General features: G+C 73.8%; 18 protein-coding genes and 1 pseudogene. 8 read left to right on the top strand and 11 right to left on the bottom strand.

Annotated features, from left to right (window positions below):
* Positions 1–140 precede the first annotated feature (140 nt).
* Positions 141–967, bottom strand: a pseudogene (locus ACWD3O_RS31455) (alpha/beta fold hydrolase).
* A gap of 273 nt (positions 968–1,240) precedes the next feature.
* Between ACWD3O_RS31455 and ACWD3O_RS31450 the strand changes: the two are divergent.
* Positions 1,241–1,459, top strand: a complete 219-nt coding sequence (locus ACWD3O_RS31450) for an EF-hand domain-containing protein (RefSeq protein WP_451413885.1) — start codon at positions 1,241–1,243, stop codon at positions 1,457–1,459.
* A 127-nt stretch (positions 1,460–1,586) separates the two neighbouring features.
* On the opposite strand, the gene ACWD3O_RS31445 is transcribed toward ACWD3O_RS31450, so the two are convergent.
* Positions 1,587–2,339 (bottom strand): thioesterase II family protein, encoded by a 753-nt coding sequence (locus ACWD3O_RS31445; protein ID WP_451413884.1) that lies wholly within the window; start codon positions 2,337–2,339, stop codon positions 1,587–1,589.
* Positions 2,340–2,405: 66 nt separating this feature from the next.
* A complete protein-coding gene (locus ACWD3O_RS31440) occupies positions 2,406–2,909 on the bottom strand; it encodes a hypothetical protein (RefSeq protein WP_451413883.1) in 504 nt (167 codons plus the stop codon).
* A 501-nt stretch (positions 2,910–3,410) separates the two neighbouring features.
* Between ACWD3O_RS31440 and ACWD3O_RS31435 the strand changes: the two genes are divergently transcribed.
* The gene (locus ACWD3O_RS31435; RefSeq protein WP_451418221.1) at positions 3,411–4,619 is read left to right on the top strand and encodes a cysteine desulfurase-like protein; all 1,209 of its coding nucleotides are present in this window, start codon (positions 3,411–3,413) and stop codon (positions 4,617–4,619) included.
* 34 nt (positions 4,620–4,653) lie between these two features.
* On the opposite strand, the gene ACWD3O_RS31430 is transcribed toward ACWD3O_RS31435, so the two are convergent.
* On the bottom strand, positions 4,654–4,983 hold the full coding sequence (locus tag ACWD3O_RS31430) for a hypothetical protein (RefSeq protein ID WP_451413881.1): 330 nt from the start codon (positions 4,981–4,983) through the stop codon (positions 4,654–4,656).
* 85 nt (positions 4,984–5,068) lie between these two features.
* Between ACWD3O_RS31430 and ACWD3O_RS31425 the strand changes: the two genes are divergently transcribed.
* Positions 5,069–5,764 carry a lipoprotein gene (locus ACWD3O_RS31425; RefSeq protein WP_451413880.1) on the top strand — a complete coding sequence of 232 codons (696 nt, stop codon included), beginning with the start codon at positions 5,069–5,071 and terminating at the stop codon, positions 5,762–5,764.
* 88 nt (positions 5,765–5,852) lie between these two features.
* Complete coding sequence (locus ACWD3O_RS31420; RefSeq protein ID WP_451418220.1) at positions 5,853–6,572, top strand: hypothetical protein; 720 nt, start codon at positions 5,853–5,855, stop codon at positions 6,570–6,572.
* A gap of 61 nt (positions 6,573–6,633) precedes the next feature.
* Here ACWD3O_RS31420 and ACWD3O_RS31415 read toward each other — a convergent pair whose 3' ends face one another.
* The 3 genes from ACWD3O_RS31415 to ACWD3O_RS31405 all read right to left on the bottom strand — a co-directional run bounded on the left by ACWD3O_RS31415 (position 6,634) and on the right by ACWD3O_RS31405 (position 10,437).
* Positions 6,634–8,142: a SulP family inorganic anion transporter gene (locus ACWD3O_RS31415; protein ID WP_451413878.1), complete on the bottom strand. Its 1,509-nt coding sequence runs from the start codon at positions 8,140–8,142 to the stop codon at positions 6,634–6,636.
* 90 nt (positions 8,143–8,232) lie between these two features.
* Positions 8,233–8,901, bottom strand: a complete 669-nt coding sequence (locus ACWD3O_RS31410) for a YitT family protein (RefSeq protein ID WP_451413877.1) — start codon at positions 8,899–8,901, stop codon at positions 8,233–8,235.
* Between the two features lie 171 nt (positions 8,902–9,072).
* On the bottom strand, positions 9,073–10,437 hold the full coding sequence (locus tag ACWD3O_RS31405) for a radical SAM protein (protein ID WP_451413876.1): 1,365 nt from the start codon (positions 10,435–10,437) through the stop codon (positions 9,073–9,075).
* A gap of 217 nt (positions 10,438–10,654) precedes the next feature.
* Here ACWD3O_RS31405 and ACWD3O_RS31400 point away from each other — a divergent pair, with 217 nt between their 5' ends.
* On the top strand, positions 10,655–11,917 hold the full coding sequence (locus ACWD3O_RS31400; protein WP_451413875.1) for an FAD-binding protein: 1,263 nt from the start codon (positions 10,655–10,657) through the stop codon (positions 11,915–11,917).
* 169 nt (positions 11,918–12,086) lie between these two features.
* Entirely contained in the window at positions 12,087–12,854 is a 768-nt protein-coding gene (locus ACWD3O_RS31395; RefSeq protein ID WP_451413874.1) for a DUF4097 family beta strand repeat-containing protein, read from the top strand.
* Here ACWD3O_RS31395 and fes read toward each other — a convergent pair.
* Positions 12,838–14,142 (bottom strand): enterochelin esterase, encoded by a 1,305-nt coding sequence (gene fes / locus ACWD3O_RS31390; protein ID WP_451418219.1) that lies wholly within the window; start codon positions 14,140–14,142, stop codon positions 12,838–12,840. The genes ACWD3O_RS31395 and fes overlap by 17 nt on opposite strands.
* Positions 14,143–14,392: 250 nt before the next feature.
* Positions 14,393–16,036: an acyl-CoA dehydrogenase family protein gene (locus tag ACWD3O_RS31385; RefSeq protein WP_451418218.1), complete on the bottom strand. Its 1,644-nt coding sequence runs from the start codon at positions 16,034–16,036 to the stop codon at positions 14,393–14,395.
* 128 nt (positions 16,037–16,164) lie between these two features.
* Here ACWD3O_RS31385 and ACWD3O_RS31380 point away from each other — a divergent pair, with 128 nt between their 5' ends.
* The gene (locus tag ACWD3O_RS31380) at positions 16,165–17,391 is read left to right on the top strand and encodes a YihY/virulence factor BrkB family protein (protein ID WP_451413871.1); all 1,227 of its coding nucleotides are present in this window, start codon (positions 16,165–16,167) and stop codon (positions 17,389–17,391) included.
* A 10-nt stretch (positions 17,392–17,401) separates the two neighbouring features.
* Complete coding sequence (gene mmuM / locus ACWD3O_RS31375) at positions 17,402–18,328, top strand: homocysteine S-methyltransferase (RefSeq protein ID WP_451418217.1); 927 nt, start codon at positions 17,402–17,404, stop codon at positions 18,326–18,328.
* 44 nt (positions 18,329–18,372) lie between these two features.
* On the opposite strand, the gene ACWD3O_RS31370 is transcribed toward mmuM, so the two are convergent.
* A complete protein-coding gene (locus ACWD3O_RS31370; protein ID WP_451418216.1) occupies positions 18,373–20,016 on the bottom strand; it encodes a carboxylesterase/lipase family protein in 1,644 nt (547 codons plus the stop codon).
* 192 nt (positions 20,017–20,208) lie between these two features.
* Positions 20,209–21,180: an ABC transporter substrate-binding protein gene (locus tag ACWD3O_RS31365; RefSeq protein ID WP_451418215.1), complete on the bottom strand. Its 972-nt coding sequence runs from the start codon at positions 21,178–21,180 to the stop codon at positions 20,209–20,211.
* Positions 21,181–21,259 lie beyond the last annotated feature (79 nt).

The following is a 21,259-nucleotide window of genomic DNA, read 5'->3' as shown; positions in this document are numbered from 1 at the left end:
TCCCCACCCCCCCCACCCCAACCCACAACAACTACCGGGTGACGGGTGTTCAGACGTGTCCTCTACCGATCTCGTGCCCCACCGCGGGGCGGGCCACCGGCCGTCGGCCGCCGCCGCGCACCGCTGCACTGCCCCAGTGGCTACTTCTTGAGGAACTCGAGGAGGTCCGCGTTGAAGCGCTCCTTGTCCCCCGCCACCATGGCGATGCCGTGGGAGCCGCTGTCGTAGACCTTGAGCTCGGCGTCCTCGATGAGGGCTGCGGACTTGCGGCCCGTGGCGTCGATGGGGACGACCTGGTCGTCGTCGCCGTGGACGACCAGGGTCGGGATGTCGAACTTCTTCAGGTCCTCGTGGAAGTCCGTGGCGGCGAAGGCGTCGACACAGGCGACACCGCCCTCGATGGTCTGGGCCATGGCCATGTACCAGAAGGCGTCCTTGTTGCCCTGGGTGACCGCGTTGCCCTCCCGGTTGGCGGAGAAGAACCCCACCGCGGTGTCCTTCCAGAACTGCGAGCGCTCCTTGATAATGCCCGCCTTGATGTCGTCGAAGACCGACTGCGGAACGCCCTCGGGGTTGTTCGGCCCCTGCAGCATCAGCGGGGGCACCGCGGACAGCAGCACGGCGGAACGGATGCGGGCCGTGCCGTGGCGGCCGATGTACCGCGCGAGTTCGCCGCCGCCCATCGAGTGCGCGACGAGGGTGACGTCCTGGAGGTCCAGGTGCGACAGGAGGTCGTTGAGGTCGTCGGCGAAGGTGTCGAAGTCGTAGCCGTCGTACACCGGCGTCGAGCGGCCGTGGCCACGACGGTCGTGCGCGATGCCGCGGTAGCCGGCGTCGGCGACCGCCTTGAGCTGGTCCTGCCAGGCATCGCCGTTGAGCGGCCAGCCGTGGATGAACACGACGGGACGCCCTTCCCCCAGTCCTTGTAGAAGATCTCCACGCCGTCGCGCGTCGTCACGAAAGGCATTGCGGCTCCCTCTGTGCCGAGGATTCGGTTCGTTTCGGGGTGCGGGGCGGTCCGCGCAGGGCAGCAGGACACGGCACACCCCTCCCCCAAAAGGACGACAAAGGTCACAAAGGTTCGCATTTCCCCCTCTCGTGCCGGCCTCGTCCACCGAGGCGCACCCTCTCCGGCCGTGGACGGGCGCTTGCCGTCGATGCCGGCCACCGTGGGCCTCCAGGCACTGGCCGTGCACCGAACCACTAGCCTGGGTCCGGTCAAGATCACAGAGGAGGGGCCATGACGGACATCGTGAAGGACGCGGCGCGCACGGTCTTCGAGCGGTACGATCTGGACGGCGACGGCCAGGTGACGGCGGAGGAGTACCGGCAGGTCGTCTCGGAGCTGGAGGGTTCGGAGATCACCGCCGAGCAGGCCCGGGAACTGATCGACGCGCTGGACACCGACGGCGACCGGCAGATGTCCTTCGAGGAGTTCTGGGCCGCGATGAACGGCTGACGGAGCGGCGTCCACGGCTGCCCGCGCCCGGCGCCGCCGCCCGGCCCTTCGCGGGCTCCGCGGGTGCCGCCCGGGCGCGGGCGGCCGGGCTTTCGTCGCGGATCCCGGCCGGCCGTGTCGAAGCGTTTCAGGCGGCGGTGGCCGCCACGATCTCCGCGCGGATCTCCTCGAGCCGGTCGTCGAGGTAGAAGTGGCCGCCCGGGAAGGTCCGCAGCCGGAAGGGGCCGGTGGTGTGGTCCCGCCAGTGTTCGACCTCGGTGACGGGCACCGCCGGGTCGGTCTCGCCCGCGAGGGCGATCACCGGGCAGGTGAGCCGCAGGTCCGCGGGGGCGCGGTAGTGGTTGCTGGCGTGGAAGTCGTTGCGGACGGTCGGCAGCACCAGTTCGCGGAAGGCGGGGTCGTCCGGGATGGGCGTCCCTCCGTCGCCGTTGAGGCGGTCGAGGATGCCGAGCAGTTCGGCGTCGGTCTCCAGTGTCGGCGGCTCGTGGCCCAGGGGGCGGGCGGGGGCGCGGCGCGCGGACGCGAACAGGGCGCGGACGCTCGCCCCGCGCCGCTCCAGCCGTACGGCGGTCTCGAAGGCGACGGCCGAGCCGAGGCTGTGGCCGAACAACACCAGGGGCAGGTCGACCCAGGGCTCCAGTTCGTCGGCGACGCGGTCCGCGAGTTCGCCGACGTCCGCGACACACGGTTCGGCGATCCGGTCCTGCCGCCCCGGGTACTGGACGGCGAGCGCCTGCGCGTCCGGCTTCAGGGCGCGGGACAGCGGGTGGTAGTAGGTGGCTCCGGCTCCGCCGTGGGGGAAGAGCACCACGTGCGGCGCGTCCTCGGCCGCGGTGTGGAACCTCCGTATCCAGGCGGTCCTCTTCGGGCGCTCGGTCATGGCCCCTGCCTTCCGTTCGACTGCACACCGCCGCCCGATCATCGCACCGCCCCCGAAGGAGCCTGGTCACCGGGCCCGCCATCGCGGGGCCTGGTCGTCGGGGACGTCCGGGGAGGGGAAGTGGAAGGGGACGCCCAGCCGCTCCGCCAGTGCGCGGCCCGCCTGCGCGGCGGCCTGTGCCGGGGGCGGGCCGCCCGTGCGCCACCGGACCGTGGCGAGGGGCGCCTCCCCCTCCGGGTCGTCCGCCAGCGCGACCAGGTCGACGAACCAGTCGTGCACGGTGTCGCCGTCCCAGAGCGCCTCCACGGCCACCACCCTCCCCGGCAGGGCCGCGGCGCGGTCCAGCAGGGACGAGAGGTCCAGCGGGTCGGGGTCCGGGCGGCCGACGAGGTCCCCGAGCGCCCGGGTGCGCCATCCGACCAGGTCCAGGGCCTGGTGAATCCCCACGCGCTCGCCGGGCAGCGCCTGCCGCACCACCTGGACCGCCCGGACCACCGTGCCCTGCCGGACGGCGGCGTCGATCTCGGCGCGGGCGGCCTCGCCCATCCGCTCCCACAGCTCCTGCTCCATGCGGCGAACCTAGGGGAGCCTCGGCCCCGGGGTCACCTGGGTATCCCTCCGACCTGTGCCTTCGCGGGAGAGTGCGCGTTTCGTGGTTTTTCGTGACAGACACGGAATATTACGTTCCGCGTCCGATGTTGAGATGGGCAGCGGCGGGAGCACCGGGTTCCGGCCGAGGGGTTTGTTCTCCCCGCAGGGGGACACCCCGTCGCCGGGTCCGCGGGACCGTCGGCACCATCCCACGCGAGCAGACGGGGAGTTGGGACCACCGGAGGGTCACAGGCCTCCGACCTTCCGGCAGAGGGTCCGGGCGCGACATGGCTTTGGGGAGTCGTGGGCGCCCGGACTTGCTCGTTCCCGGCCCCGCGCCTCGTTCTTCCCGGCCCCGTCCTGGCGCGGGTGGCGCTCCCCCGGTCCGCCGCCGCCCCCCGTTCCGTCCCGGCCGCTCTGCTGCGATCATGGCCTGACCTCGCCCTTTCGCCCCTGCCGTCAGCCACTCTGGAGAGCCGCATGTCCTTCGACGCCGCCGCCGTGCGCGCCCACTTCCCCGCCCTGCTCAGCTCGGGCTGGGCCCGGTTCGACGCCCCCGGCGGTACGCAGACGCCCGCGCCGGTGGTGGAGGCCATCGCGGAGGCCCTCACCCGCCCGCTGGCCAACCGGGGCCCGCTGACCGAGGCGCAGCGCAACGCGGACGTGATCGTCGCCGAGGCCCGTGAGGCCATGGGCGACTTCCTCAACACCCCTGCCCGCACGGTGGTGTTCGGGCGCAGCGCGACCCAGTTGGTGTACGACCTCGCCCGCACCCTGGCCAAGGGCTGGGGGCCGGGCGACGAAGTGGTGGTCTCGCGGCTCGACCACGACTCCAACATCCGCCCCTGGATCCAGGCCGCGGAGGCGGTGGGGGCCACCGTGCGGTGGGCCGAGTTCGACGCGGCCACCGGCGAGCTGCGCCCGGAGCACGTCGAGGCGGCGCTCTCCGCGCGCACCCGCCTGGTCGCGGTCACCGCGGCCTCCAACCTGAACGGCGCCCGCCCCGACGTCCCGGCACTCGCCTCCCTGGTCCACGCGGCCGGCGCGCTGCTGCACGTGGACGCCGTGCACCACGCCGCGCACGCCGCCGTCGACCTGCCCGCCCTCGGCGCGGACACGCTGGTCTGCTCGCCGTACAAGTTCCTCGGCCCGCACCTGGGCGTGCTCACCGGCCGCGCCGCGCTGCTGGAGTCACTGCGCCCCGACAAGCTGCTCCCGTCCGGTGACGCCGTCCCGGAGCGCTTCGAACTGGGCACCCTGCCCTACGAGTTGCTGGCGGGCACGCGTGCCGCGGTGGACTTCCTGGCGGGTCTCGCGCCGGCGGAGGCGGGGAAGGACCGCCGGGAACGTCTGGTCGCGGCGTTCGCGGCGCTGGAGGAGCACGAGGACCGGCTCCGCGACCGCGTCACGACGGCCTTGGCCGAGTTCCCCGGCGTGACCGTCCACTCCCGCGCCGCGCACCGCACCTCCACGCTGCTGTTCACGGTGGACGGCATACCCGCGGCCGAGGTCTCGCGGCGGCTGGCGGCGCACCGGGTGGACGCGCCGGCCGGCTCCTTCTACGCGCTGGAGGCCTCCCGTCACCTCGGGCTCGGCGCCGAGGGCGGCGTGCGGGTGGGCCTGGCCCCCTACAACGACGACGCGGACGTCGACCGTCTGCTGGCGGCGCTGGCGGACGTGCTGGGCTGAGTCCCCGCGCCCTCGCCCGGCCGCCCCGAACGCCTCAACCCTCGCCCGGCCAGGTGAGCCGGAAGGCCGATCCGGGGCTCCCCGGCTCCCAGCCCCGCTCCCGCGCGGTCCGGACGGCCGCCGCGACCTGGGCGGGGAGCACGGGCACCGCCTCGGGGGCCAGGACGTTGTCGGGGCGCAGGTGGCCGGTGGTGACCAGCAGGACCGTCCCCCGCGCGCGGCCGGCGCCGGCCGCCTCGACGGCGTAGGTCATCGGCGACTCCCCGCAGCACCCCTGGCCGCAGGGTGCCTGCCTCCGCACCCGCCACCGGTACTCGGTCCCGTCCACGGTGATCCGCCGGGAGCCCTTCCTGTTCAGCGCCATGGGCCGGACGGTAAGCCAGGGGCGGTGGGGGCGGCCACGGGTTACCGTGCACGCTTGATCGCGTACAGCCGAAAGGGGCGGGGAGATGCGGAGAGCGGTGACCGGAACGGCGGTGTGCGCCGTGGTGCTGGCGGGCCTGGTGGGGTGCGGCTCGGGAGGTGACGGGCGGACGGCGGAGGCGTCCGGCCGGGCGGAGGCCTCGTCCGGCGGGAAGGCCCGCTCCGCCGAGGTCGCGAAGAGCGGGGGGACGGTCGGGCCGGCCGGGTCGCCGTGCGAGCTGCCCGTCTCCTTCGACACGGCGGCCGGCTGGAAGGCCGAGGAGGTCACCGACCCCGAGCGGGCCCTCGAGGACATGCCCGAGGACATGAAGGAGCTGGGCCTGGACGACGTGGCCCGGGAGCTGGTGCGGCAGGGGCCGGTGACGGCGGCGTGCGAGGTCGACGGCGACGGGGCCGGCCACCTCGGGTTCCTGCGCGTGTGGACCGCGGACCCCTCCGGGGACGACGCCACCACCGTGCTGAAGGCCTTCGTGGACGCGGAGACCGAGGGCGCCGAGAAGGCCCGGTACGGCACGTTCGGGACCGGGGACGGGCTGCGGGCGGCCGAGGTGGAGTACCTGACCATGAGCGTGCTGTGGGAGGAACTGGTGCCGCGGCGGGCGCTGGCCTTGGTGACGCCCGACGGGCCGGTGGTCGTGCACCTCGGCGGGACCGACGAGCAGGAGCACGAGGCGATGCTCCCGGCGTACGAACTGGCGCGCACGACCCTTCACACGACCTGACCGTCTCCGGCGCTCCTCCGGCGGAACCGCCGGTACCGGCGCACCGTCCTCCCCCGTGTCCGTAGAGAGTGCAGGGGAGGCACACATCGTGGCTTGGCAGAACAACCCTCAGCCGCCACCACCACCGGTTCCGCCGCAGCAGCCGGCGCCCGCGCCCAACCGGGCGAAGGGCTGCCTGGGGAGCCTGCTGACGCTGGGCGTGGTGCTGGCGGTGGGGTTCGGCGCCTCGCAGGTCCTCAAGGACGAGGACACCGGCACGTCGTCCTCGTCCTCGTCCGGGGCGGGCGCGTCGTCCTCGTCCGAGGCGTCGGACCCGTCCGGTTCCGAGGCGTCGCGGAGCTGGGAGAAGGGCGACTGCGGCGGTCCCGACCCGGAGAAGGGGTCGGACAGCTACCGGATGTTCGACTGCGACGCGTCGGGGGCGACGTTCAAGGCCCTGGAGATCATGGACGGCAGCTTCATGCCGGAGTCCATCCAGTGCCCGGCCGGCACCGACCTGATCATCGAGGTGTCGGTCTCGTACGGCGGCTCGGAGGCCGGCGGCATCCCGACCGAGACGGTCTGCGGCCGCAACCTGTCGGACGACCACCCTGGTGACGCGGGCGCGGGCGGCGGCCAGCTGGTGGAGGGCGACTGCGTCGACGCGCAGGCGCAGGAGATCGCCTGCGCCTCGGCCGGCTCCGCCGACCACAAGGTCCTGGGCCTGGTCAAGGAGAAGTCGGAGTGCCCGGCCGGCACCACCGCGCCCATCGAGCTGATGTTCGCGATCGGCCGTCCGTTCGACGTGATCTGCGGCGGCAAGGTCTGATCCGCCCGCCCGGTGGCCCGGTCGCCCCGCCCGAGGCGAGGCGACCGGGCCACCGGCGTGTTCAGGACGAGAGCCGTCCCGCGAGCCGTTCGTGGATGCGGGCGCTCGGCTCGTTGAGCCCGACCACCGTCACCCGCTTGCCGCGCCGGGCGTACTTGGTCTCGACGGCGTCCAGGGCGGCCACGGAGGAGGCGTCCCAGATGTGCGCGGCGGACAGGTCGATGACCACGTCGTCCGGGTCGCCCTGGTAGTCGAACTGCGTCACCAGCTCGTTGGACGAGGCGAAGAAGAGCTCACCGGCGACCCGGTACACCACCCGCCCCTCCTCGGGGCGGACGGCGGCGGTGACGTCCACCAGATGGGCGACGCGCCGGGCGAAGACCACCATCGCGGTGATCGAACCGACCACCACACCGACGGCCAGGTTGTGGGTGACGACCACACAGACCACGGTGATCACCATCACCGCGGTCTCCCCCAGCGGCATCCGCCTCAGCGTCCGCGGGGCCACCGAGTGCCAGTCGAAGGCGGTGATCGAGACCATCACCATCACGGCGACCAGCGCGGCCATCGGGATCTCGGAGACGACCGGCCCGGCCACCACGCACAGGACCAGCACGAAGACGCCGGCCAGGAAGGTCGACAGCCGCGTCCGGGCGCCGGAGACCTTGACGTTGATCATCGTCTGGCCGATCACCGCGCAGCCGCCCATGCCGCCGAAGAGGCCGGTGACGATGTTCGCGATGCCCTGCCCCACCGACTCGCGGGTCTTGCTGGAGCGGGTGTCGGTGATGTCGTCGACCAGCTTGGCCGTCATCAGCGACTCCATCAGCCCCACCAGGGCCATCGCGAAGGAGTAGGGGGCGATGGTGGTGAGGGTGTCCAGGGTGAACGGCACGTCCGGCAGCCCCGGGACCGGGAGCGCGGACGGCAGCTCCCCGCGGTCGCCGACGGTGGGCACGGCGATGCCCGCGCCCACCGTGATCACGGTGAGGATCACCACCGTGACCAGCGGCGCGGGGACCACGGTGGTCAGCCGGGGGAAGAACACCAGCATCGCCAGGCCCGCCGCCAGCAGCGGGTACACCGCCCACGGAACGTCCCGCAGCTCGGGGACCTGGGCGAGGAAGACCAGGATGGCCAGGGAGTTCACGAACCCGACCATCACCGAGCGCGGCACGAACCGCATCAGCCGGGCCACCCCCAGCAGGCCCAGCACGATCTGGAAGACGCCGGCCAGGAGGACGCCGGCGATCAGGTACCCGAAGCCGTGCTCCCGGTTCAGCGGGGCGATCACCAGGGCGACCGCGCCGGTGGCCGCGGAGATCATCGCCCGGCGTCCGCCGACGACCGAGATGGTCACCGCCATCAGGAACGAGGCGAAGAGGCCGACCGCCGGGTCGACCCCGGCGATCACCGAGAAGGAGATCGCCTCGGGGATCAGCGCCAGGCCGACCACCAGCCCGGCCAGCACCTCGGTGCGCCACACCGCGGGGTCGCGGATCCAGGCGGGCGGCGCCGGAAGGCGGCGGCGCCCGCCGAGCGGGGCCGGAGACGGCGTGGAGGACATGCGACCGCTCCTGGTGCGGGGGGAGGGGACCGGTGGGGGCCGGCGGGACGAGGGACGGGCGTGGGCCGGCGGAGGAGGGACGGGCGTGGGTCAGCGGCCGTTGTAGCGGCCGGGCCGGTGGTTCATGGCTATCACCAGGTTGAGCACCGCCACACCCGCCAGCGAGGCGAGCACCACCATCGGCTCCACCAGCGGGAGGGCGCAGAGGATCACCGCCGCGTCGAGTCCGAGCTGCACGTAGCCGGCCCGCCAGCCGCGACGGTCCTGAAGGTGCAGCGCGAGGATGCCGAAGCCGCCGCCGCTGGCGTTGTGGCGGAACACCACGATCATGCCGAGGCCGATGCACAGGCCGCCGAAGACGGAGGCGTACCAGGGGCTCAGCCCGGACAGGGTGACCAGCTCCTGCTGGAGCGGCGTCAGCGCCGAGGTGAGCCCGACCACCGCCAGGGTGCTCAGCGTGAACGACCGGCCCATGCGCCGCAGGGCGAAGTAGTAGAAGGGCAGGTTGATCACGAAGAACACGGCGCCCAGCGGCAGGTCGCCCGCGTAGCTGATCAGGAACGACGCGCCGGCGAGACCGCCGGTGACACCGCCGACGGCGTGGAGGAGGGTGAGCCCCCAGGACATCAGGAAGGCGCCGATCACGTACGCCGCAAGGTTCTCCGCGAGGGTGTGCGGAGCGGCCGGGGAGACGGCCGCGGCAGGGGTGTCGACCGTGGTCCGGGTGCCGGCCTCGGTCGAGAGGGCAGAACTCGACATGGCCGAAAAAGTATCACCCATCTTTCGCACGCCTGTTTCCAGACGATGCCGCCCCGTGGTACAGGGCGTTACGCGTCGGCGGACTCCGGCCGCACACACGCCGGCGCCCCGCGCGCCCGCCCCGGCGTGGGGCGGGCGCGCGGGGCGCCAGGGGGGCCGGACCGGCCGCGGTCAGGCCTGCTCGACGGCCGCGGCGGCGATCTCGTTGTCCACGTAGGTGGCGTCCTCCGGGAGGCTGTCCATGAAGGAGCTCACCGAGAAGACGGCCTTGCCGGGGCCGGGCGGGCCGTAGCCGGGGGGCGAGGAGAGACCGAAGTCCTCCATCGTCTGCCGGTACGCCTGGAGCAGCCGGATGTGGTACTCCAGCGGCGCGCCGTCCGGGTTGGTCTTGCCGAGCGGCGTGGTCGGCTCCGGGCACCAGGTGGTGAACCGGGGCGTGATGCCGTTCGACATGAAGAACCGCAGGCCCTCCGTGGTGGAGGCGATGGCCTCGTCGACCGTCTTGAAGCCGAACGGCTCGGCCATCTCGACACCGGCCACGAAGTTCGGGATGACGTTGCGCGGACCGAAGATCTCCGCGGAGTCCAGGATCCGGCGGTGCCACTCGTCGCGGCCGACGTACCGCTCCTTGCCGGGGCAGTACATCTTGAACAGGTACTCGTCCCACACCTCGAAGTTGGGGTGGTAGATCTTGACGCCGTAGTCCTTGAACCGCTGGACGTCGTCCCTGGGCAGCGCCTGGGCGACGACCTTGCCGATCCAGCGGTCCGGGAAGCGCTCCTCGATGGCCTTGGCGTAGTGGCCGTAGAAGTCGGCCTCGTCACGCCCGGCGACCTTCGAGGTGATGGCGCCGCCGGTGAGGGTGTAGGCGGTGGAGGTCTTCTGGGTGTCGTACCGGTCGATGATCTCCAGGGCCTCCAGCACCTCCTCCACGTCCTTGACGCCCGTGTAGGGGCGGCCGGCCTTCTTGTGCTGGCGCCAGTTGTGGTTGATGTCGCAGTACTGGCACTCCTCCTTGACGCCGAAGTACTGGCACACCCGGAAGACCGTGAGGTAGATCAGGTAGCCCCACTGGATGGTGGGGGCCACCTCCATCACGGACTTCCCGTTCGAGAGCTTGTGCCGGTAGTACTCGGGCATCGGCGGCACGCCGACGTCGGCGATCCGCTTCCCGTCGAGGTAGAGGCCCAGCATGCCGCTGTCGTCGGCGGCGACCCGGTACGGCGAGCCGGGGTTGACCCGGACCGAGACGACGGTGCGCCGCAGGTCGTAGGGGCCGCCGGTCAGGATGATCTCCTCCGGCGGACGGCGCAGCGCGGCCTCGCCGAGTTCGGGGAGGGTGCCGTGGTCGAAGGAGAAGATGAAGTAGGACTTCGGCTTGACCTCGCCGTCCTCGTTGTCGCTGAGCGCCGAGGCGTCGAAGGCGACGCCGCCCCGCAGCAGGTCCTCCTTGAACACGGCCTCCCGCGGTACCCCGGGGAACCGCTCCATCAGATCCTCGACCAGCGCGGTACGACTGCCCGTGTCCGTGCTCATACCGTTCTCCTTCCCATGCGCGACTTCTCACCGTATGCCGCCGGTGACGCGGGTGCGGTACCGGGTCCCCGTGTCACGCCCGGAAGCCTGCCCCGATGTGGGGGACCTCACAGTCGTCCGGGCAGGTGAGGGCTTTCCCCGGACCGGGTGAGAGGCTGAGGACAGACCGCGCCCAGCGCCACGCACGGCGGTGCCGCGCCCGTTCCGGAGGAACCGCATGACCCGCACCACCACCACCGCCGCCGCCCTGGCCAACTGGGCGGGCAACGTCGTCTTCTCCACCACCGAGCTGCTCCGGCCGGCCACGGTCGGCGAGCTCCGGGAGACCGTGGCGGGCCTGGACCGGGTGCGGGTGCTCGGCAGCGGCCACTCCTTCAACACCGTCGCCGACCCCGGCGCCGGCGGCGCGCTGCTCTCGCTGGACGCGCTGCCGGCCGAGATCGACGTCGACACGGCGGCCCGTACGGTCCGGGTGGGCGGCGGGGTGCGGTACGCGCGCCTGGCCCGGGAGGTGCACGCGCACGGGCTGGCGCTGGCCAACATGGCCTCGCTGCCGCACATCTCGGTGGCCGGCTCGGTCGCCACCGGCACCCACGGCTCGGGCGCCGCCAACGGCCCGCTGGCCGCGTCGGTACGCGAGGTGGAGCTGGTGACCTCCGACGGCTCGGTGACGACCGTCGGCCGCGGCGACGCCCGCTTCGGCGGCGTGGTCACCTCGCTGGGCGCGCTGGGTGTGGTCACCGCGCTCACCCTGGACCTGGAGCCGGCCTTCGAGGTGGAGCAGCGGGTCTTCACCGGGCTGCCGCTGGACGGGCTGGACTTCACCGCCGTCGCGGAGTCGGCGTACAGCGTCAGCCTGTTCACGTCCTGGCGGCGTCCGGTCTTCGAGCAGGTGTGGGTCAAGCACCGGGTCGACGACGGCCCCCTCGTCTTCGACCGGGCCCCCGCCGCGGACGGGCCGGTGCACCCGGTGCCGGGGATGCCGGCCGTGAACTGCACCGAGCAGCTGGGCGTTCCGGGCCCGTGGCACGAGCGGCTGCCGCACTTCCGGGCGGAGTTCACGCCCAGCAGCGGTGACGAGCTCCAGTCCGAGTACCTGCTGCCGCGCGGGGCGGCCCTTCAGGCGCTGCACGCCCTCGCCGCGATCCGCGAGGCCGTCTCCCCCGTCCTGCAGGTCTGCGAGATCCGCACGGTGGCCGGTGACGGGCAGTGGCTGAGCCCGTCCTACGACCGGGACAGCGTGGCGGTCCACTTCACCTGGGTGGACGACACGGCGGCGGTGCTCCCGGTGATCGGCCGGGTCGAGGAGGCGCTGGCCCCGTTCGACCCGCGGCCGCACTGGGGCAAGGTCTTCACGGTGCCCTGGCCGGTGCTGCGCGGACGGTACCCGCGGCATGCCGAGTTCGCCGCGCTGGCCGCGGAGCTGGACCCCCGCCGCGCCTTCCGCAACGCCTTCGTCCAGGACCTCCTGGGCGACTGACGCCTCCTGGGCGGGGGCCGTCGGGCCTCTCCCCCGGGCGGGGGTGGGGACAGCCCCCGTACCGCGAAGGGGGCGCGCCGGATCGTGCGGGCACCCGCCGCCTCCGTACCGTCGGAGCGTCGACAACGGTCGACGGAGACACCGCGTCCGACCCCGAACGGAGGCCCCCGTGGCCGCAGTCAATTCTCGTGCCGCCCGTGTGGCCCTGGCCGCCGCCGGCGCCGTCCTCGCGACGGCGGCCCTGAGCGGCTGCGGCGCCGACCTCGCCGACGCGGAGCCGGAGAAGCGCTCCTTCGCCACGTCCGCCGGTCACGTCACCATCGACACCGACAACGGGGACCTCGCGGTCCGCCCGGCCGACGTCGAGGAGATCGAGGTCACCCGGTGGTTCGACGGGTGGGCGCTGATCGGCGATCCGGAGGCCAGCTGGGAGATGGACGGCGACCGGCTGGAGCTGAAGACCGACTGCGGCCCGGTGATGGGCGGTTGCGCGGCCCGCTACGAGGTGCTGGTCCCCCGCGACCTGCGGCTGACGGTGCGCGGCGACAACGGCGACATCCAGGCCCGCGACTTCGGCACCGCGCTGACCGTCGAGACGGACAACGGCGACGTCGAGGTGACCGGCGCCACCGGCCCGCTCACGCTGGAGGGCGACAACGGCGACCTGAAGGCCACCGGCGTCACCTCCTCCGAGGTGAAGGCCGTCTCCGACAACGGCGACGTCCGGCTGGTGTTCACCTCCGCGCCGCTCCACGCCGGCGTGGAGTCCGCCAACGGCGACGTGACCCTCGAGGTGCCGGAGGGCACCGCCTACCGGGTGGACGCCGAGACCTCCAACGGCGACGTGTCCACGCGGCTGGCGACCGACCCGGACGGCGCCAACCGGCTCGACGTCCGCTCCGACAACGGCGACATCACCCTCAGCGCGGCCGGCTGAGCGCGGCGGCCGGCCGGCCCAGCAGGGCGGTGAGCCCGTCGGCCAGTTCGGTGCGCCAGCACAGGTAGTCGTGGCCGCCGTTGAACTCGCGGTAGGCGAAGTCCGCCCGCCGCTCGGCCAGCGCGTCGCGCAGGTGACGGCTGGCCGGGAGCAGCACCCATTCCTGCTCGCCCGCCGAGAGCCAGAGCCGGACCCCCTCGGGCACGCCGTGCTCGCGGATCGCCCCGGTGAGCCACTCGCCGTCGGTCTCGGCGTGGTTGGGCCACCAGACGGAGCCGGAGCAGGACAGCGCGTTGCCGAACCGCTCGGGCGCCCGCATCACCCCGTACAGGGCGGCGAGTCCGCCGAGGCTCTGTCCGGCGAGGACGGTGCGGGAGGGGTCCACGGCCAGGGGCAGCAAGGTGCCCGCCCAGGGCAGGAGTTCGGTGCTCAGGAACTCCACGAACGCGTCCCGGCAGGCGAGTTCGCGGTAGCGGCACTCGGAGCCGAGCGATTCCGGGAGGACGGCGGCCACCGGGGGGATCGCGCCGTCCGCGATGAGGTTGTCCAGCAGCACGGATATCTCCAGCTCCGGCTGCCACATCTCGCCGTCGAAGAGCACGACGACGGGGAGTTCGGCGCCGGGGTCCCGGTGCGCGGGCTCGTAGAGCCACACGCGCCGTTCGTTGCCGAGGAGTTCGCTGCGCAGCAGGTGCTCGGTGACGGTGCCGCGCGCCGCTCCGGGGCGGGGCCGCCACAGGGGGTCGGCGGGCGGCGCGTCGGGCAGTTCCAGCACGGACTGCCGCACGCCGCCCCAGCGCCGGGCCAGCGTGCGGGAGTTGAACGGGTCCACCCGCGGCCGGGACCGCAGCCACGGCAGGTAGGGCTGCTCGTCGGGCCGGGGGGCGCCGGGGTCGTCGCCGTCGTCGACGCAGAGGGAGTAGGTGGCCCGCCAGTCGGTGCGCATCCGCAGCGTCCAGTGCCAGACGTCGGTGCCGGGGAGGCGGCGCATCAGGTTGGCCGCGGGGTCGCGCGGGTCGGCCAGCTTGTTGGGCAGGGCGAGCGCGGCGCGGACCCGGTCGTCCCCCTGCCAGAGGAAGGTGACCAGCGCGTGGTCGTCCGAGCCGTGCGGGTCGGGCTCGACCAGGGGCGTGCCGGTGGCGCGGACGGAGGCCCAGAACGCCTCGACGCTCTCCGCCCCCGAGGCCAGGGCCGCGATGCGCGGGCTCTCGGCGAGCTCCATGGCGGCCGGACGCGGGGTGCGCGGCGGGTGCGGGAGCGACTCGCGGGGCGGGGCGGGGAAGGACATCGGGCGGCTCTCCAGGGGCGACGGTCTCGCCCGCCACCCTACGTGTGCCCTTCCCGGGAGCCCTCCGCGGACTCCACCCCACCGCCGCGCCACCGCCGCCGCCCCGGCGCCGCCCCAGCCGCGACCCGCGCTGGCGCCGGGGTCGCGGGGGCGGCAGGACGGCGCGACGGCAGGACGGCGCGGCGGCAGGGCGGCGCGACGGCAGGGTCGCGCGGTGGTGGTGGCTGCGCGGTGGTGGCGGCTGCGCCGGTCAGGCGGTCGGGCGGGCCCGGTCCACCACCTCGGCGAGGTGGGGCGAGTGCGGCAGCGTGCCGAAGGCGTGGCCCCGGTCGCCGCCGAGCCGGGAGGCGCAGAACAGGTCGGCGACCTCCGGCGGGGCGAACCGCACGAGCAGCGAGCCCTGGAGCACCAGCGCGATCCGCTCCACCACCCGGCGGGCCCGCGCCTCCGCGCCCTCCATGTCGGCCAGGTCGGTCAGCAGCTGCTTGATCGCCCCGTCCAGCCGGTGGTCCGCGCCGCGGGCCCGCCCCACCTCGCGCAGGAAGGCGTCCAGCGCGGCCGGCTCCCGCCGCAGGGCGCGCAGCACGTCCAGGGCCTGGACGTTCCCGGCGCCCTCCCACACCGAGTTGAGCGGGGACTCGCGCAGCAGGCGCGGCATCCCGGACTCCTCGACGTAGCCGTTGCCGCCCAGGCATTCGGCGGCCTCGGCGACCAGCGGCGTGCACCGCTTGGTGACCCAGTACTTGGCGGCCGGGACGGCCAGGCGCAGCAGCGCGCGTTCCTGTTCGTCGCCGCGGTCCTGGACGGCGTCGTAGGCGGCGGCCAGCCGGATCGCCAGGGCGGTGGCGGCCTCGGACTCCAGCGCCAGGTCGGCCAGCACGTTGCGCATCAGCGGCGTGTCGATGAGCAGGCCGCCGAAGGCCTGGCGGTGGGCGCAGTGGTGCACGGCCTGGGCGACGGCCTGCCGCATCAGGGCCGCGGAGCCCAGCACGCAGTCCAGCCGGGTGGCGGCGACCATCTCGATGATGGTGCGCACGCCGCGGCCCTCCTCGCCGATGCGTCGGGCCCAGGTGCCGTCGAACTCGACCTCGGCGGAGGCGTTGGAGCGGTTGCCCAGCTTGTCCTTGAGCCGCTGGATGCGGAAGACGTTGCGGGTGCCGTCGTCGAGGACCCGCGGGAGCAGGAAGCAGGTGGGGCCCTCGCCGGTCTGCGCCAGGACCAGGAAGCCGTCGGACATCGGCGCGGAGCAGAACCACTTGTGGCCGGTGAGCTCGTAGGCGCCCTCCTCGGCGAGGGGGCGGGCCACCGTGGTGTTGGCGCGGACGTCGCTGCCGCCCTGCTTCTCCGTCATCCCCATGCCGAAGACCGCGCCGGGCTTCTCGGCGGCGGGGACGAGCGCCGGGTCGTAGAGGGTGGAGGTGAGGCGGGGCTCCCAGACGGCGGCGAGGGCGGGGTCGGTGCGCAGCGCGGGGACGGCGGCGTGGGTCATCGACAGCGGGCAGCCGTGGCCCGCCTCGGCCTGGGACCAGACCAGGAACCCGGCCGCCCGGCGCACGTGTCCGCCGGGGCGGGACCATGCGGCGGTGAGCTGGGCGGAGATGCCCTTGCGCATCAACTGGTACCAGGAGGGGTGGAATTCCACCTCGTCGATGCGGTGCCCGTACCGGTCGTGGCTGCGCAGGACGGGCGGGTTCTCGTTGGCCAGCCGTCCCCAGTCCTGGACCTGGGCGGATCCGGCGCTGCGGCCGAGGCCGGAGAGTTCCTGGCGCGCCTCGTCGAGCAGTCCGGGGTCGAGGTGCCGCTCCACGGCCTCGGTCAGCGCGCGGTCCGCGCCGTACACGTCGTACCCGACCAGGGGCGGAGGCTGATTCGTCACGGTGTGCGTTGCCGGCATGGGCCGGAACCTACCCTGCCGGGCGCCGCGATCACAGGCCCCGGAGCCGGGTCGTCCGCCTCGCGGGGTGTCTCGTCCCGGCGGGGCGGGATGTCAGGGACGCGCCGCGCTGCCGTTACCTTTACCCCGTGCAGGCAGCAAGCGAAAACACCGACGAGCCCTCCGGCGGCCGCCTCCACCGGGCCCGCGTCCTCTACCGGAACGTCTCCAAGCGCCGGACGGCATGGCTTCTGCTCAAGGACACCGTCAATTCGTGCATGGAGTACCGGATCCTCGGCCTGGCCGCCGAGGCCGCCTTCTTCACCCTGCTCTCGGTGCCGCCGCTGCTGCTCAGCCTGGTCGGTCTGCTCGGTTACGTGGACGCCTGGACCGGCGCGGAGACCATCCGCGGCGTGGAGAACAACATCCTGCAGGCCTCCCGGACGGTGCTGACCGACCGGGGCGTGACCGGGATCGCGCAGCCGATCCTCGACGACGTGACGTCCGGCGGCCGGCCCGACGTGATCTCCCTCGGGTTCCTGCTCGCCGTGTGGTCGGGGTCGCGCGCGGTCAACGTCTTCGTCGACACCATCACGGTGATGTACGGGCTGGACGGGGTGCGCGGCATCGTCCGGACGCGGCTGATGGCGTTCCTGCTGTTCATCGTGGGGCTGCTGATCGGTTCGGTGGCGCTGCCGCTGATGGTGGCGGGGCCGGACGTGGTGATGCGGATCCTGCCGTGGTCGCAGACGCTGGTGCAGGTCCTGTACTGGCCGGTGGTGGTGGTCCTGTCGGTGGTCTTCCTGACGACGCTGTACCACGTGTCGGTACCGGTGCGTTCGCCGTGGATGGAGGACATCCCGGGGGCGCTGGTCGCCCTGGGCATGTGGGTGCTGGGCAGCGCCCTGCTGCGGCTGTACCTGACCTCCACCATCGAGGGGCCGACCATCTACGGCTCGCTGGCGGCGCCGGTGGCCATCCTCCTGTGGATCGGCGTGTCGGCGTTCGCGGTGCTGGTCGGCGCGGCCGTCAACGCGGCCATCGACCGGGTGTGGCCGGCCGCGGCCACCGCCGCCGCGCGCGAGACGAACGAGCGGCTGCGCAAGGCCCAGATCGTCGACTACGTCGCGCGGACGACGGCGGTGGGCGCCACGGACGACGACCCGGACACGCCGTCGGAGTTCCCCGAGCGGTGGTCCCGTTTCCTTCCCCCGGAGGACGTCACCGGGCGTCTGCTGCGCGCCCACGCCCGGCACGCGGCCAAGAACGGCGCGGCGCACAACGGCAAGAGCCTGGACGAGAGCGTCAAGGGCGACACCGAGGCGGTGCGCAACAACGAGGCCGTGAAGAACGGGCTGTCCGACCCGGAGTCGTAGGCTCGGGGGCATGAGCGGTGTTCCGACGGCGTCCTTCGCCGACGCCCTGACCTCCAACGACGGGCTGGTGCTGGACGGAGGCCTGTCCAACCAGCTGGAGGCGGCGGGGCACGACCTGGGCGACGCCCTGTGGTCGGCGCGGCTCCTGGCGGAACGGCCGGAGGCGGTCACCGGGGCGCACCTCGCCTACTACGAGGCGGGCGCGGACGTGGCGATCACCGCGAGCTACCAGGCCACCTTCCCCGGCTTCGCCCGGCGCGGGATCCCCGGCCCGCGGGCGGCGGAACTGATGGCGCTGAGCGTGGACCTGGCCCGGGAGGCCGCGGTACGCGCCCGCGCGAGGGGCGTGGACCGGCGGCTGTACGTGGCCGCCTCCGCGGGTCCGTACGGGGCGATGCCGGCCGACGGCGCGGAGTACCGGGGCCGGTACGGGCTGAGCGTCGCCGAGCTGGAGCGCTTCCACCGCCCGCGCCTGGAGGCGCTGGCCGCGGCCGGCCCGGACGTCCTGGCCCTGGAGACGGTCCCCGACACCGTGGAGGCCGAGGCACTCCTGCGCGCGATCCGCGGTCTCGGCGTGCCCGCCTGGCTCTCCTACACGGTCGAGGGCGGCCGCACGCGGGCCGGCCAGTCGCTCGAGGACGCCTTCGCCCTGGTCGCGGACGCGGAGGAGGTCGTCGCCGTCGGCGTGAACTGCTGCGCGCCAGGGGACGTCACGGCGGCGGTCGCGACGGCCTCCCGGGTGACGGGCCGACCCGTCGTCGCCTACCCCAACAGCGGCGAGGACTGGGACGCCGCGTCCCGCTCCTGGGCCGGGGGCTCCGCCTTCGACCCGGCGGCGGCCCGCGCCTGGCACACCGCCGGCGCCCGCCTGATCGGCGGCTGCTGCCGGGTGGGCCCCGGCACGATCACCGCCGTCGCCCGGTCCCTGCGGGGCTGACCGGCCCGCCCGCGCGACCCACGGCCCGGGGCTCCGCGGCTCGGCTACCCGCGCCGCGCCCCACCCGCCCGTCGCGGCCGCTTCCCGGGCGAGGGTTCCGGCGCCGTCCCGCCGCGCCGCTTGAACGTCCCCAGCAGCGGCAGCCCCGCCCGCCGCTGCTCCACCGGGGTGGGCACCCCGGGCGCCGTCCACAGCGCCAGCTCGGCGTCCCGCAGCCCGCGCACGGTCCGCGGCTCCCCGTCGTCGAACACCCGCACCGGATGCGTCGCGTCCCAGGGCTCCCATCCCGCTCCCTCGCCCCGGGCGAACCGCACCCACGCCCCGTGCATGGCCTCCGCCAGCGCGCGGGGCGCACCTTCGCCCGCCAACCGCACCGCGGCGTCCGTCCCGCCGCTGTCGAAGACGAACCCGAGCTCGAGGCTGTGACAGGCGCCGAGGTCGGGCAGGCGGGACTCCCAGGCGAACTCGTAGACGTACGCCCGGCCCCGGCGGCCCGGACCACCCGCCGCCCGGGTGTCCGCCACCCGGGTGTCCGCCACCCGTCGCAGCGGCAGCCGCAGCAGGTGGTCCGTCACCATCTGCCCCACGGTCTCCGCCGTCCCCGCCCCGGGCCGCAGCGACCGGTACCCGCGCGGCACGTCGACGCCGCTGCGGCACCGGGCCCGCGCCCCCGTCAGGGCGAGCGGGCCGAGCTGGTCCACCCGCTCGAGCAGCCCGCCCGGCACCAGCCACAGCCGGTACTCGTCCGTGGTCCACCCCATCAGCAGCTCGACGTCCGCGGCGGCCCCGTCCTCCAGCAGGGCCCGCAGCGGGTCGCGCGGCACCACGTCGCCGTCCTCGACGATGCCGAACGCGGGCCCGCCCAGGACGGGGCTGCTCAGCCGCCCGGCCTCCGCCTGGGTGCGCAGCAGCAGCGCCCGGTCGACCTCGGCGAAGGCCGCCGCGGTGGCCGGGACCTTGAGCCTGGCCGCCATCCGCCGCACCATCCGCCGCGCCTTGTCCCGTCCGGTCACCTCCGGCGCGCCGCTCTGCAGCACGGCGCGCCGGAAGAGGCCCCGGGCCCGCGGCGAGGTCAGCAGCGCCCCGACGCTGATGGCGCCGGCGGACTGCCCGGCGACCGTGACGTCGTCCGGGTCGCCGCCGAAACGGGCGACGGCGTCCCGCACCCACGTGAGCGCCGCGATCTGGTCCCGCAGCCCGAGGTTGGCCGGGGCGTCCGGGAAGAGTCCGTAACCCTCCACGCCCAGGCGGTAGTTGAGGGACACCAGGACGACGCCGTGCCGGGCGAAGCCGCTGCCGTCGTACACGGGGACCGCGGAGGAGCCGCGGGTGAGCGCGCCGCCGTGCAGCCACACCAGCACCGGCAGCCGCGCCCCGGGACCCGGCTCGGGGGTCCAGACGTTGAGGTTCAGGCAGTCGTCACCGGGGATCGAGGGGTCGGACAGGAACCGCGCGAAGGCGTCGGAGTAGGGCGGCTTGGGCGCGGTGGGCCCGAACTCCACGGCGGGGCGCACCCCGTGCCAGGGTTCCGGCGGGGACGGTGCCCGGAACCTGCCCGGCCCGAACGGCGGTGCGGCGTAGGGGACGCCGCGGAACACGGCGATCCCGTCCTCCCACCGCCCCCTGACCCTGCCGTACGGCGTCACGGCCTCCGGCCCGGAGGCCCGGTCGTCGGTTCCCTGCGTCATGCGATCCGTCCCTTCCGGCGGTCCGGTGCACCGTACGACGAGTATCACCGGGGACGGGGCGCCTCATGCGGCACCGCACGCGGTACGCGAAGGGCCGGGCCCGGGAGGTGTCCCGGGCCCGGCCCGTCACGTGGTCGGAGCCGCCCGCTCGCGGAGTCGCTCGCGGAGTTGCTCGCGAAAATACTCGCGGAGTTACTTGACCATCGCCTTCTCGATGTCCTCCAGCACGGACACCGCGGCCAGCGCGCCGCCGAGGCTGGTCCACTTCGAACCGTCGATCTCGGTGACCGAGTCGGACTTCACGGCCTTCAGCTCGGCGAAGGCCGGCTTGGCCTGGAGCTTGTCCAGGAGGGTGCCGTCGGCCGGGGTGAGGGTGCCGATGAACAGCCAGTCGCCGTCGATCTCGGCGAGGTTCTCGTCGCTGAGCGGGGTGGAGTGGCCCTCGCCCTTCTCGTTCTGGATGCCCGGACGCGCGAACCCGAGGTCCTTGAGGACGTCGGAGATGAAGACGCCCTGCTGCATCACCGCGGTGCCCTTGGGCGAGTAGCGGGCGACGGAGACCTCGGCGCCGGCCTTGTCGCCGAGCTTGCCCTTGAGCGCCTCGACCTTGGCGTCGTAGTCGGAGAGGAAGGTCTTGGCCTCGTTCTCCTTGCCGAGCACCTGCCCGGTGATCTCCAGGGCCGTCTTCCAGTTCTTGGTGTTGTCGATGGTGACGACGGTCGGCGCGACGGCCTGGAGCTGCTGGAGCACCTGCTCGTCGACGAGCTGGCCGGCCAGGATGACGTCCGGCTTGGCCTCGACGACCTTCTCGATGTCCGGTCCGGTGACGGCGCCGACGACCGGGATGCCCGCGGCCTGCTCGGTCAGGTAGGCGGGGGCGCCCTGCTGGCCGCGGCCCGCGGTGAGGCCGACCGGCTTCACGCCGAGGGCGAGGGAGGAGTCGAGGTCCATCTCGCTGAGGACCACCACGCGCTTCGGGTCCTGGGGGACCTCGACCTTCTTGCCGCTGGCGTCGGTGACGCTCACCTTGGCGCCCTTGTCGCCGCCCTCGGCGGCCGCGTCCTTCGTCTCCCCGCCGCCGCACGCGGTCAGCGTCAGAGCACCCGCTACGGCGGCGGCGGCAGCAGCCACCCGGACTCGAGAGATTCGGGCATTCATGCGCATGATCGGGCACTCCGGATTACATCGAACAGCGGGGACGTCAAAGGAGGATGCACAGCACATCCACCCGGCGAGTCGTAGG

This window comes from Streptomyces sp. NPDC002640 (genome assembly GCF_053592575.1).
The sequence above is the reverse complement of the archived record's forward strand: the minus strand, read 5'-3'. Positions and strand labels throughout refer to the sequence as shown.

What these genes read in the sequence shown, in the direction of transcription:
- ACWD3O_RS31450 (WP_451413885.1), top strand. Translation starts at nt 1,241, where the DNA reads ATGACGGACATCGTGAAGGACGCGGCGCGCACGGTCTTCGAGCGGTAC.
- ACWD3O_RS31445 (WP_451413884.1), bottom strand. Translation starts at nt 2,339, where the DNA reads ATGACCGAGCGCCCGAAGAGGACCGCCTGGATACGGAGGTTCCACACC.
- ACWD3O_RS31440 (WP_451413883.1), bottom strand. Translation starts at nt 2,909, where the DNA reads ATGGAGCAGGAGCTGTGGGAGCGGATGGGCGAGGCCGCCCGCGCCGAG.
- ACWD3O_RS31435 (WP_451418221.1), top strand. Translation starts at nt 3,411, where the DNA reads ATGTCCTTCGACGCCGCCGCCGTGCGCGCCCACTTCCCCGCCCTGCTC.
- ACWD3O_RS31430 (WP_451413881.1), bottom strand. Translation starts at nt 4,983, where the DNA reads ATGGCGCTGAACAGGAAGGGCTCCCGGCGGATCACCGTGGACGGGACC.
- ACWD3O_RS31425 (WP_451413880.1), top strand. Translation starts at nt 5,069, where the DNA reads ATGCGGAGAGCGGTGACCGGAACGGCGGTGTGCGCCGTGGTGCTGGCG.
- ACWD3O_RS31415 (WP_451413878.1), bottom strand. Translation starts at nt 8,142, where the DNA reads ATGTCCTCCACGCCGTCTCCGGCCCCGCTCGGCGGGCGCCGCCGCCTT.
- ACWD3O_RS31410 (WP_451413877.1), bottom strand. Translation starts at nt 8,901, where the DNA reads ATGTCGAGTTCTGCCCTCTCGACCGAGGCCGGCACCCGGACCACGGTC.
- ACWD3O_RS31405 (WP_451413876.1), bottom strand. Translation starts at nt 10,437, where the DNA reads ATGAGCACGGACACGGGCAGTCGTACCGCGCTGGTCGAGGATCTGATG.
- ACWD3O_RS31400 (WP_451413875.1), top strand. Translation starts at nt 10,655, where the DNA reads ATGACCCGCACCACCACCACCGCCGCCGCCCTGGCCAACTGGGCGGGC.
- fes (WP_451418219.1), bottom strand. Translation starts at nt 14,142, where the DNA reads ATGTCCTTCCCCGCCCCGCCCCGCGAGTCGCTCCCGCACCCGCCGCGC.
- ACWD3O_RS31385 (WP_451418218.1), bottom strand. Translation starts at nt 16,036, where the DNA reads ATGCCGGCAACGCACACCGTGACGAATCAGCCTCCGCCCCTGGTCGGG.
- mmuM (WP_451418217.1), top strand. Translation starts at nt 17,402, where the DNA reads ATGAGCGGTGTTCCGACGGCGTCCTTCGCCGACGCCCTGACCTCCAAC.
- ACWD3O_RS31370 (WP_451418216.1), bottom strand. Translation starts at nt 20,016, where the DNA reads ATGACGCAGGGAACCGACGACCGGGCCTCCGGGCCGGAGGCCGTGACG.
- ACWD3O_RS31365 (WP_451418215.1), bottom strand. Translation starts at nt 21,180, where the DNA reads ATGCGCATGAATGCCCGAATCTCTCGAGTCCGGGTGGCTGCTGCCGCC.